Genomic DNA, 12,103 nt, shown 5'->3' on the forward strand with positions numbered 1-12,103 from the left:
TTTAGACATGATAATACCCCCTGAATCCGTGTCCGGATTTAGGGGGTAACATCAAAGTCCCTTGCTTTTTAATTTATTCATAAATAGATATTTGTTATATGAATTGAAAATCAAAGCAATAAAGAATAGAATTTATTAATAAAAAAATCGGGGATAATCCCCGATTAATGTGATAGTCTAGCATCTTCTGCCAAACAAATCACCACAGTTACAGAAAATAATTACTAAGAGTAAAAAGAAGAATAGTAAAGAATCATCCATACCATTACAACCTTCGCCTCTTCCGCCAAATAAACCACCCATAAGAACACCTCCTAATTTAGTTAAGAGTAGAACTCTCATAATAGAATATGAATGATAGTGATAAAGTGTTAATTATTATTTTATAATAATTAAGTAATAGATAATACAGTAGGAGTTCTGTATGAAAGAATAATATAATGAAATCAAATATGTTAAAGGATTGAAAGGTCTCATAATAACCATAGTAGAGTAATATAAGAAAAGTTTCTAAGTCTGCACTACAGGTAGCTTTTTTTGCCACTGCATAAGCACTTGCATGAAACCAAAGATTTCGGCAATCTGCTTTAAATTCATTTAGGTTAAGTTCTTAACACTAAGATATTGATAGTAGAACTTTCTTATTCGTTATAAAAAATCGGGGACAGGCCCCGATTTAATTATTCTAAATTAGAAGAAATCACAGTTACAGAAAATAATCACTAGAATTAAAAAGAAGAATAATAGTGAAGTATCCATACCGCATCCGCCGCCAAACCAATTGCCACGTACTTCATTGTCAGACATTATTAACACCTCCTGGAGAGTAATAAAAAGATTGTGATATTAGTTACTATACTGTAAAATTTTGTCAGAATCTAGGAGAATGAAGTTTTTTCAACCTCTAATACACAATATTCATATTGTTAATGAAACGTGAATGTTTAAAACGAGTTTTCAAAATGGATATCTAAAAATTACAGTAAAAGGAAGAAAAGATTTTCATTACTTAATTAATTTGCTCCTTATTAATAAATCAAGAGAATATTTAGGTCTTGATTTAATACTACTTTATTTTTTTATTCATAAGTTTTTTCTTCAATTAAGATATTATACTTTTTAAATAAAGATTTTCCGATTCTAGGTTTTAAATCTGTTTCATGTAATTAAAGAAAAACTAATCAAATAAAAAGTTTCAAATTAGCATGGTAAAAACTCTCTCAAGAATCTATTTATATATTGAAAGATGAAAAAGTCGACTAAAGTAATCTTCAAAAAAATAAAAAATTAGGGAGGGTTTATTTATGGCAAAAGTATTTTTAGATGCAGGTCATGGTGGTAAGGATCCAGGAGCATTAGGTAATGGGTTACAAGAAAAAGATATAGCATTATCAGTAACATTAAAAGTAGGAAATATATTAGCAAATCATGGCGTAACTGTAGGATATTCCAGAACTACAGACGTATTCTTAGAATTAGCGGATAGGGCTACAAGAGCAAATAATTTTGGTGCAAATGTATTCGTGTCAGTTCACTGTAATGCATTTAGCGACATATCAGCAAAAGGAGTAGAAACTTATAGTTATCCAAGAAGTACAACAGGTGCTAATCTATCAAAGTCTATACAAAACAGCATAATAGCAAGTGGAGCATATACAGTTAACAGAGGAACTAAAACGGCAGATTTTGCAGTATTAAGATTAACTAATATGCCAGCGGCTTTAGTAGAGTTAGCATTTATAACTAATGCACAAGATGCTGATATATTAAGAAATAGACAAAATGATTTAGCAGTAGCAGTATCTAAGGGAATATTAAATTACCTTGGAATACCATATCAAGTTGGTGGTTCAACACTTTATAAAGTGCAAGTAGGTGCATTTTCAGTAAAGGCGAATGCAGATAATCTAGCAAATGAACTTAAAGCAAAAGGTTATAGTCCGATTGTAGTTACAGTAGGAGGATTATATAAAGTACAAGTAGGGGCATTTAGTGTTAGAGCAAATGCAGATGTTTTAGCAAATGAATTAAGAGCTAAAGGTTATGATGCAATAGTAGTAGTTTAACAAAAAGGCTCGGGGAAACCTTAGCCTTTTTAAATAATAATGAGGAATAGCTAAACAAAATATTGAATGAGATTAACTGACTAGTCTTTACTGTTTTAAGATTTAAGATAACAAAGAGACCTTCTAGGAGGTCTCTTTATATAATTGGAGTGTTTTTTTATTTTTAACATGGCTGATTCTAAATAAGAAAGAAACGCCTAATACTATTATATTAATTTAGTTGAATTTGGTGAAATAAATATTTAAAATATGGAACAAAATTTAATTCTTTAAACGAACTTGAGGGGAAACTGAGTAATAGAATGAAAATTAGATATTATAATAAAGTCTAGAAATTTTTTACTTTTTGATAGAAAGGTTTAATGTGGTATAATTTTACTGATACTTGAACTTATATATAAGATATAATTAGGAGGGATTCAATGAAGGCATATTTAGCGAATGGATTATTTGGCATGGGAGACAGATTATTAAATTCATTGATAGCATCAGAAATAAGAAAAGAAATAAAGGAAATTGATTTATATGTTCCTCAAGAGAATGATGCTATAAATGATAAGAGTTCATATGCTGATTCTATTACTATTGCAAAAGCTGATATGGATAAACTTAGAGAAAGTGAATTTTTAATAGCAGTAATAGATGGTGTTGAAATAGATAGTGGTGTTGCTGCTGAAATAGGGGCATTTTATATGATGGATAAACCTATTTTTGCTTTATATACAGATGTACGTCAGCAAGGCAGAGATAATAATAAAAAGATTGAAGCACTGATAAATGATAGTACTGAAAATCAATTTATATATAGAAATCTCTTTGTTATTGGCTTAATTAAGCAGAGGGAAGGTAATATATATTCTACAGTAGAGGAACTTGTAGGTGGAATAAAAGAATATTTGAGAAATCAGGTTTAGAGGATGAGCATGACATCTATGTTGTGGACAAAGAGTTTAGTGTATTAAGTAAGTTTATATAATATGAACTTATTTAAAATTACATACTCCAATTCATAGTTTTATTATTAAATATTATGATTGCTAAAGCCCAATATCATTAGAAATACCGTATTATTCAGGAAAGAATCTTATGGTATTTTTTATGTTGTATAAAAAGTATTTAATATTATTCTCATGAAGTAAGAAGATAATATTATTTTAAATTCGATAGATCTGTTACAAGTAGACAATATAGAAATAGGCATATTTTATTAAAGATAGACAGTAAAGAAAAAAGAACTATAAAAAAGAACTATAAAAAAGAGTAGCTGCTCTAGAGGTTCAAACTCAAGAACAGCATAATAAAAAATTTATCTCTAATGATAGTGATTTAATATGCTAGGAATTAATTCAGTGCAAAAATAATTAGCTAAAAATTCTATCTCTCAAATAATCCCAAGCATCTTTAGGAAGCCAGCCGTTGTAAGTATTTTTTACTTCTATTACTAGCAAACAATCATTTTTATCAATTGTGGAAGTAAGGTTGCTAGTGATTTCTGAAAGAGATAAATCTGACTTAATTATCCAAGTTGAATCTAAATAATGCCACCAAGCATTGTCGTATGAACTTTCTTTAATTTTTCCATAAAGATTTTCATAATTTTTATCTTTATTTTTTAAGTTACAGGATATTAAATATGATGTCATACATACACCCCCTTATTTAGCTATTGATACCATAGGTAGTATTGGATTAAAAAAACTATACCATTTAAGGTAGTGAAGCAAATGATTTTAGGTGAGAAGATTAGCCAATTAAGAGAAAGAGAAAGACTATTTTTAAGATATTTGATAAGGAGAGCAAGATTTACCCCTAATTTTATAGTACAGTAAATGGTCCTAGAATAAGTATAATTATAAAGTTGTATAGTATCTGAAACAGTAGAAGAAGTAGAAACTGATTTGGCGAGAAAATGTCCGAAATATTAGATGGATGGTATGAGATATAAAGAAAAGTTTAGAAAACAGAATGAAACATAATAAAGAATCGGGGGCAAGCCCCGACTCAATATGGAGATTTAGCATCTTCTACCGAAAAAACCATCACAGTTACAGAAAAGAATTACTAAAAGTAAAAAGAAGAATAATAAGGAATCTCCGTTATCACAATCTCTTCTACCTAATAAATCGCCCATGATAGCACCTCCCATTTTTTATTTTCATTTGGGTGAAAATAAAGGTCCCATAATAGCATATGAAAGATGGTGATAAGTTGTTAATTATATTTTTAATGGGATATATACAGCAGGATATATACCATTTAGAAGGGCGTTTTGATAAGAACTAAGGTTATAAAAAAGCTAATTGCAGATTAAAAATATATAGAAAATAGTATTTCAGGGAACTAGATATGAGATAGACTGAAGTGTAATATGAAAAATTTTCAAATAAAGAGCTTCCTAACTTAAAAATAAATATAGAAATATTAAAATTACAGTTATAGGTAAAGACGAGACTATATAAAATGTTGAGTTAAAAGTAGAAGAAGAATATAAAAAACAAGATGCATCAAATGTGGCAAACTATTATTTATATCAGAATGTAAGGGAGAATATAGGTGTAAGACTAAAAATATTTATGATGCTGAAAGGAATAGTTAACTATGAAGGTGTAAATATGTATAGTAAAAATAGTTGAAATACAGGCTATGTTGTTTTAATATAATGAAAGGAGGGGGTTAATATGAAAACTAAAAGGATAAAATTTATAGCATTATTAGCAGTATTAATAATTATACTATCAATGTTAAGTGGCTGTGCATTATTTAGCAATGAAATTGGAAAAATGAAAGAGGCATTAATGGGAAGAATTGCCATAGTGCAAACCTATGACGAAGAAAGCAATATTATTGATAGCATCAAAGGCAGTTCAATAAGTATTAGTTCAGAAGATAAATTTAATTCTAAAGATGAAGAAGGAAATACCATTAATAAGTCTTCTGTAATAAATTTAACTATAGGTGGCAAATCAATGGTTCATGTTGGTAGCAGCTTAATTCTTTATGAAGAAGGTTTGACTGATATATTTAATGAATATAGTAAAACAGTTGATATTCAAAATATTGATAGGTCAACCCCCTTTGTTAATAGAATGGTAAATGACATGAAAAATTTTACTACTGGAAAAAGTAGAGTAGTATTGATAAGATCACAATCTGGAAAACCTTTAGCTACATTTGCAGGAAATAAAGTTAGTTATTTTGCAACAGGAATAGACAAGTCTACTGGAATACTAATAGATGGCAAATATCTTTTTATATATAGATGTGATTATACAATTTATGATACTGAACTATTAGAATAAATAATAAATAGAGACTTCAGAAGCTCAGGACAATAGTCCTTGGGCTTTTCTTTATCCAAAGAGGAACTTTTCATGACAACAACACGTTTAATTTTAATGCGCCTAAATGAAGGAAAGCCTATTGTTGACTGTATTGCAGAGCGTACAGATTTCAATAAATCCTAACAAAACCAATGCCGGTGTAAATACGTCAGTTCCTATGAATGCGACTCTAAAACAGTACAAGGAGAATTCCTATTATCCAAGCGAATGTATTCTAATCATCAACTATTCAAAAACCCGTGATGTTTATGCTGCCTTATCGCAAGGTGTGTACCACCTTGTCCTGCTTTCCACTTTTATTCTTCAAGCTTCTCTTTGTTAAGATTATAACAAGATTTTAAATATATACTTGTATAATCTAGTTATTTAGATATATAAAGTGTTTAATAGAATAGATATTAAATGGTTCAAAAGACGGGTATATGTTAATTATAAAACATACTAGAAATAATAGAATTTAAAAACATATAACAGTGTTCACTGGGGGATGAGTGTTTTGATAATTATATTTTTTGGAGAAATGTCGGATGATGAAAAAGATTTAATTGATAGAGTTTTTTCAAAAATGAATATAAAAATGTATAATATTTCTCTTAATATGCTAAGGAACAAATTCGATGCAGAAGAAGCTGTAGCACAAACATTTTTAAAGATTATTGACAATATAGAAAAAATTTCTGCTTTACCATGTCCCCGAATAGAACCTTATTGCGTTATAATATTGAAGAACGAAACAATGAATATTATAAGAGAACGTAAGAAAATTATACATGTAGAGGATGTAGACTATTTTGGCCATATCGAAGGAGATTATGACATTGAAGAAGAATATTTAGAAACAGTAAATAAAGAACAATTACTTTCCTGTATTAATAGACTTTCAGATGATGAAAAATTTTTTGTTCATCTGCGCTTTGTCAATGAAATGAAATTTAAAGATATTTCAGAGCTTTTAGGAATTACTGAAGAAACTGCAAAAAAACGTAGTCAACGCATTTTAAAAAAGATACGATTATATTATAAGGAAGGTGAGAAAAGTAGACAATACGGTTAAAATCGTTTTAAAGGAAGTGTGCGAATTATCTCTTATGAATGATATACAGAAAATGGAGGAATTAGATTTTAATGATATAATATATGAGGTTCTATCGACTGAGCAGATTAATAAACTAGTTAAAAAGATAGATTTATTACCCTTTGAATATAAAAACATCCTTTTCTTTCGATATTATTTTAATAGTACACCTTCTGAAACAGATAAGATATTGAAAATAGAAAACTCTAAAAATAAATTACGTTATATACAAAAAATGCTATCATGCTTTATGGATTTGGGAAATTCATGGATTGATGATAATTCTTTGAAAAAGGCTTGTGAAATAGTTCTTATAGAAGATGCAAAAAACTATGATAATATTGAGATATTACATCAACCTAACTATTCTAAGAACTTCAGGCGAAAATTAAAACATATTAAGATTAGACAAGGCCCTAATAAAAAATTTATGTTAACAGCTAAAAGAGTAGCTATTATTATACTTGTATGTATACTGAGTTTCACTACTGTATTGGCGGTTAATGTAGAAGCGCGTGAAAAGATGTTTGATTGGATTATTGAGGTATTTGAAAAATTTAGCATATTTACCCCTCAAGATATAGATAAACACAATAATTTAGCAGAACCAATATCACTTAAGGTTAACTATATTCCAAACGGATTTAAATTGGAAGATACACAAGAATTTAAAAGAATGCTAGTTTATAACTATTCATCGGATAATAATCAAGAGTTAATTATAAAGTTATTTGCTTCTGATAGAAAAGGTAAATCATATTACGATACTGAGAATACTGAAATAGAAGAATTTATTTTTAAAGAATCTCAGGCATTTACTTGGCAAACCGATAAAATGACCTATTTAATATGGTATCAGGATGGTATTGAATGCCATATTTCAGGAAACCTAAGCAAGGATGAGATTATAAAAGTTGCAGAAAATATTTCAAAGTAAAAAATAATTTAAAAAACATGTCCCTTTTTTCCTTCTTGTGCGTTATATAGGTAAGAACCTAAATATCAGGAAGGAGGATTTTTAATGAAACTAGAAAAATTGGGATTAACAGTAATAGCTCTTTCATTGGCGATTGGGGGTGGTATGCCAAATATGTCTTATGCAATGGAATCAAAGAAACAGGCATTAATAGATGTTAATTATCATATAATTACCCCTTTTTGGAACAGTATCAGTGATATTTCTCCAGATATTTCAGCAGAGGGTACTACAGTTTACTCAGAGGTATACGTAAAGGCAAAAAGTTCTTCTGGCTCAATTAGCGGAACAATGTATTTAGAGAAATATACCTCTAGTAGATGGACAACTGTAACGTCGTGGAGTTTAAAGGGAACTGGTAGTGCATTTGCATCTAAAAGTTATAGAGGAACTTTAGGAACAGAATATCGTACTAGAGTTGTAGTTACTGTGGATGGAGAAAGAGCTGAAGCTATTTCAGGTACATTAGGGATTTAAACTTTGAAATATAACATCTGAGTGGCTTATGACTACATTTATTTTGTTATATGAGCCAAAGATGAAAATACATTTAGGGCATTTTGCGAAATAGTATCATTTATTTGGTTTCTATAGGAGGGATAACCAAGTTGAAGGGGTGATTCCAATGGTGATTTAAAACAGATGGGTAATAGTTGGCGTATAACAAATTATTACTAACAATAAAGCATGAAAGGATGAATATTATGAAAAAAATAAAAATTAGTTTAATTCTTTGTTTTATTCTCTTAATTTCAACAGCTGCTTATGCTTATACCCCATTTGAAAATCGCGATAATCTTGACAACATCTATCAAGAACTTAGAGAACAGATAATTGAAGATTATTCTGCAATTTACGCACTAGACAACTTTTCGTATGATTATAGCGTAAGAGAAGAAGGCAGTATAAAGTATATTGATATGAACATTCATACAGATATGACTTTAACTAGACCTCCATCTGATAGTCCGTTTATACAAGGATTGAATGACGCATTTGTAAATGAAACAATAGAAGATAATAAAATCGCCATACAAAAGGAAATTGATTTTTATACAGAAAATATAGAAATGTACTATAATAAGCCATACGCTTCAACATTCACTTACACAATAGCTATTAACGAAACGCAAGATGTCGGATTAGATGCTGGATTAACAAAAGTTAATAATAATTACGAATTGTTTTATAGAAATGATACTTCAGAAGAAATTATCTTGATAAGAGTAGATGATTTAGCGGAAGTAGAAAATGAAAGTTTTGCCAGACAAAGCGGATATAATGCAGCACAGACAATAGTGAATCGAGTTCAAGCAGAAACAAATTCTATTCAACCTTTTGCATCATTTACTTATGATAGATTAGCAGCAAGAGATTGGGCAAATAATAACGCTACTAGCGCTTCGGAATTTCCTTCAGCAAATGTTTCAGGCACAGATTGCGCTAACTTTGTGTCAAAGGCACTTAATGCCGGGGGAATACCTGAAGATAAAAGCGGTAAATGGTATAGGGCAAGCACTTGGGGTGGCTGGCCGGGCGACAATTGGTTTAGAACAGGATACTATAATAATGGTGGGGTTGTTCCATATATGACTGGTAAAGGGTATTTTTATAAAGAGACTAACGACAGCAAGGTATTTGCTGGAAGCATAATGAATTGGACAGCAACTAGCCATGTAGCATTGGTGACGTATGGAGACACTGTTAAAATTATGTACGCACAGCATGGTGCAGTAAATAATAAAAATAATGTGTATCGAGATGCTAATGGCGTATATGTTTCTAACGTTAATTTTTACATGCCTTCAACCTCTATTATGAACTAAATTTATATTTTACAAAGCTGTGAAATGAAAGCAAAAAGTGTTTTAAAAGGGATTGCTGTATCAAAATTCAGTAGGGCTTTGATATAGCAATCTCAAGCCTTGATTTATATGACCAAAATCGAGAGTAGCACATCATTACCAAATATGAAAGTATTATCAGGAGCATAGTTACTTATGATAAAAGACTTAAAACGCTGATTCTCAGTGATAATCTGAATACGTATTTGGTTGATAATTCTATGGCCATAATTAAAATGGCATTTATTTGTGTATATGGGTGATATAGCAAATGTGTTTTATGTGCCACTAAAAAATTATTTTGTACAACTGGAGGTTATTATGAAAAAGCTAATAATTCTATTACTTGCTATGGTGTATGTACTTGCACTAGTGGGATGTACCCCAAAACGAGAACAGTCTGAACCTGAATCTTTAGTAGGATATATAGTTATTGAAGACAATACATTATATTTAGATATGGTTGAAGTGATTACACTTGAAGATATTGAGAGAATAACAGAGCTTGGATTAAACCAGCAAGATGATTTTCCGAATGGGTACTATATTTACAATTCAGATACGGAAAAAGATACGTATGATCTAACAGATGAAACAGTATATACCTTTGTTGATTCAAACCTCCTTTTTGTAAATGATGAAGGTGGTGACAGGTCTTATACTACGACAAAAAAAGAGGAATTTATTGAACATCTGAGTACATCATATTCTGATTTGCCTCCAGCTCAGAATGTTCCTTTCTTTATTCAAGTGAAAGACGGTAAAGTAATAAGTATTACAGAAAAATTTGAATTTACGATTTAGCTAAATGAGGATGTTTAGTTTTTAGTATAAAGAGTATGTAAATAGCTTTGTGCTTCTATATAAATCATGGAATACTATCCTCATAAGAATTATAGAATTGTACTGAATTAACAATTTTACTAATTTAGATTTGTTTTACCAAGTCTATTAATTTTTTATGCATCAGAAACTGATGTTTTAGCAATAGTTTAATAATGTAAGGGTGTACCTTTTTAAAAAGGTTTCTAATTTTAATTTTGGATTTATAGCAATAAGACTAGCCCTTCAGGCTGTTTTTAAGCCTATGATCCATTTTTATTATTATGAATTTAACTTTATTCATATTTATAGATGTTTTTCCATTCTTCCATCAAAGAATATCATTAGTTGGTTTAATATTGAATCCCAATTCCTATACTTTATGTTTATGATAGCCTAAAAGTATCCCAAATTCTATCCGTTAAAAAAGGGCTACACCCTCCAACGGAATATTACTGCTATCAATATGAAGACATACATCACCTAATAAATGTTAATAGTTCTATTAATGCTCGATTGTATTTTCAGTCGGGCATTTTTGCAATTCCCATCGTAGTAGTAGCTAAAGGGATTGCCGCCCGAAAAGGGATGAGAATGTGAAACTTAATATCAGTGGAATCAAGTGGTTGTATAGAATTAACAGAGAAGGGTACTATAGTTGCTAAAAATATCTATGAAAACATAAAATTTTAACAGAATTTTTTACTACTGTAGTCAAAGTATATCCTGAAATAGCAGCAGCAGAAGAAGAAGAAGAAGAAGAAGAAGAATGTAGAATAGAACATGTAATTAGTGATGAGACTTTCTAAGGTTTAGAATTTTGGAAGATAATAGTGATAATTTATAGATAAAATACCATTTAAATTGATTAGAGAATAGTTATTGATTTAATATAAAAATAATTGTATGCTTGACATACAATTATTTTTATTGTATCCTATCTATACAATATGTAGTTAGCCAAAGCTAACGAGGGAAAGAGGGTGTTAAATTGGATGCACAGATTACCCCAAATATCTATTATGAAGTTCTCAATCAATATCAATCTGCGCAGCTTCTATTTGAGGCAATTAAGTTAGATGTTTTTTCTTACTTAGATAAGCCAACAACAGCAAAGGAAATTGCTAATGAGACAGGATATGATGAACAAAATGTGGAATTGCTTTTACTTGCACTTTCATCATGCAGCTATATTGATAAGGAGAACAACAGTTATTGTAACACAAAGGCTGGAGTAGAATATTTGTCAAGGAAAAGTCCCAACTATATCGGACAAACAATTATATTCCGCGAAACCATGACTTCACTTTCTGATATTGGAATCAAAGTTAAACATGGTTCTGAAAAAGAGGCTGGCATTGGATACGATTTTGCTACTTTAGCAGAAGTTACCGTTCCTGAAATGTATGCTACTGGTCGGGTAGAAAATTTTGTTTCAGAAATAAAAACTATCTTTACTGACAGGACCCAGCAGTACAAAATCCTTGATTTAGGTGGAGGTTCCGGCATACTAGCCATTGAGTTTACTAAAAACTATCCCTATAGTAAAGCCTATGTATTTGAATTTCCCAATGTAGCAGTTACAACTAAAAAGATTATTACTCAACACGATATGGGGGATAGAGTTTCGATTTTGACTGGTGACTTTAATACTGATAAGATTGGCAGCTCTTATGATATGGTTATAGCTTCTGGTATATTAGACTTTACCACAGATGATTTAGATAGTTTTATGTCAAAAATCTCGGAATCTCTATTGGATAAAGGATATCTCCTTTTAATAGGACGATACTCAGACACAGAAGGATATACTCAGGAAAATATATTAGGCTGGCTTTCAGGATATATGGATGGGATTAAGCCTTCCCCAACAAGAAGTCGGGTTGAGAATGCACTGAGCAAGGCACAACTTCAACTTGTTCGTTCAATTCAATCCGGGCGATTTCAAGGTTATCTATATAAGAAAGTGATGGTGTAGT

The 12,103-nt window shown here is 30.2% G+C and carries 11 protein-coding genes; 9 read left to right on the forward strand and 2 right to left on the reverse strand.

The window, feature by feature from the left end:
- Positions 1-177 precede the first annotated feature (177 nt).
- The gene (locus RDK80_RS17455) at positions 178-303 is read right to left on the reverse strand and encodes a hypothetical protein (protein WP_255374552.1); all 126 of its coding nucleotides are present in this window, start codon (positions 301-303) and stop codon (positions 178-180) included.
- A 1,001-nt stretch (positions 304-1,304) separates the two neighbouring features.
- On the opposite strand from RDK80_RS17455, the gene RDK80_RS17460 reads away from it, so the two are divergent.
- Both RDK80_RS17460 and RDK80_RS17465 read left to right on the forward strand, forming a co-directional pair.
- Positions 1,305-2,066, forward strand: coding sequence for an N-acetylmuramoyl-L-alanine amidase (locus RDK80_RS17460; RefSeq protein WP_308525018.1), 762 nt, complete (start codon positions 1,305-1,307; stop codon positions 2,064-2,066).
- Between the two features lie 422 nt (positions 2,067-2,488).
- Positions 2,489-2,980, forward strand: a complete 492-nt coding sequence (locus RDK80_RS17465; protein WP_308525019.1) for a nucleoside 2-deoxyribosyltransferase — start codon at positions 2,489-2,491, stop codon at positions 2,978-2,980.
- A 447-nt stretch (positions 2,981-3,427) separates the two neighbouring features.
- On the opposite strand, the gene RDK80_RS17470 is transcribed toward RDK80_RS17465, so the two are convergent.
- The gene (locus RDK80_RS17470) at positions 3,428-3,709 is read right to left on the reverse strand and encodes a hypothetical protein (RefSeq protein WP_308525020.1); all 282 of its coding nucleotides are present in this window, start codon (positions 3,707-3,709) and stop codon (positions 3,428-3,430) included.
- Positions 3,710-4,744: 1,035 nt separating this feature from the next.
- Between RDK80_RS17470 and RDK80_RS17475 the strand changes: the two genes are divergently transcribed.
- From RDK80_RS17475 to RDK80_RS17505, 7 genes are all read left to right on the forward strand, one after another.
- Complete coding sequence (locus RDK80_RS17475; RefSeq protein WP_308525021.1) at positions 4,745-5,365, forward strand: DUF5052 family protein; 621 nt, start codon at positions 4,745-4,747, stop codon at positions 5,363-5,365.
- A 538-nt stretch (positions 5,366-5,903) separates the two neighbouring features.
- Positions 5,904-6,461, forward strand: coding sequence for a sigma-70 family RNA polymerase sigma factor (locus tag RDK80_RS17480; RefSeq protein WP_308525022.1), 558 nt, complete (start codon positions 5,904-5,906; stop codon positions 6,459-6,461).
- A gap of 34 nt (positions 6,462-6,495) precedes the next feature.
- Positions 6,496-7,419 carry a DUF4367 domain-containing protein gene (locus RDK80_RS17485; RefSeq protein ID WP_308525023.1) on the forward strand — a complete coding sequence of 308 codons (924 nt, stop codon included), beginning with the start codon at positions 6,496-6,498 and terminating at the stop codon, positions 7,417-7,419.
- Positions 7,420-7,503: 84 nt separating this feature from the next.
- Positions 7,504-7,935, forward strand: a complete 432-nt coding sequence (locus RDK80_RS17490) for a hypothetical protein (RefSeq protein ID WP_094904319.1) — start codon at positions 7,504-7,506, stop codon at positions 7,933-7,935.
- A gap of 227 nt (positions 7,936-8,162) precedes the next feature.
- Positions 8,163-9,284, forward strand: coding sequence for an amidase domain-containing protein (locus RDK80_RS17495; RefSeq protein WP_308525024.1), 1,122 nt, complete (start codon positions 8,163-8,165; stop codon positions 9,282-9,284).
- A 291-nt stretch (positions 9,285-9,575) separates the two neighbouring features.
- Positions 9,576-10,106, forward strand: coding sequence for a hypothetical protein (locus RDK80_RS17500; protein WP_308525025.1), 531 nt, complete (start codon positions 9,576-9,578; stop codon positions 10,104-10,106).
- 1,009 nt (positions 10,107-11,115) lie between these two features.
- Entirely contained in the window at positions 11,116-12,102 is a 987-nt protein-coding gene (locus RDK80_RS17505) for a class I SAM-dependent methyltransferase (RefSeq protein ID WP_308525026.1), read from the forward strand.
- Position 12,103 lies beyond the last annotated feature (1 nt).

It is taken from the genome of uncultured Tissierella sp. (assembly GCF_902479755.1).
Classification (GTDB): Bacteria; Bacillota; Clostridia; order Tissierellales; family Tissierellaceae; genus Tissierella; species Tissierella carlieri.

Excerpts from the sequence above, each read along its gene's own strand:
- RDK80_RS17455 (WP_255374552.1), bottom strand. The coding sequence starts at position 303 with ATGGGTGGTTTATTTGGCGGAAGAGGCGAAGGTTGTAATGGTATGGAT.
- RDK80_RS17460 (WP_308525018.1), top strand. The coding sequence starts at position 1,305 with ATGGCAAAAGTATTTTTAGATGCAGGTCATGGTGGTAAGGATCCAGGA.
- RDK80_RS17465 (WP_308525019.1), top strand. The coding sequence starts at position 2,489 with ATGAAGGCATATTTAGCGAATGGATTATTTGGCATGGGAGACAGATTA.
- RDK80_RS17470 (WP_308525020.1), bottom strand. The coding sequence starts at position 3,709 with ATGACATCATATTTAATATCCTGTAACTTAAAAAATAAAGATAAAAAT.
- RDK80_RS17475 (WP_308525021.1), top strand. The coding sequence starts at position 4,745 with ATGAAAACTAAAAGGATAAAATTTATAGCATTATTAGCAGTATTAATA.
- RDK80_RS17485 (WP_308525023.1), top strand. The coding sequence starts at position 6,496 with ATGAATGATATACAGAAAATGGAGGAATTAGATTTTAATGATATAATA.
- RDK80_RS17490 (WP_094904319.1), top strand. The coding sequence starts at position 7,504 with ATGAAACTAGAAAAATTGGGATTAACAGTAATAGCTCTTTCATTGGCG.
- RDK80_RS17495 (WP_308525024.1), top strand. The coding sequence starts at position 8,163 with ATGAAAAAAATAAAAATTAGTTTAATTCTTTGTTTTATTCTCTTAATT.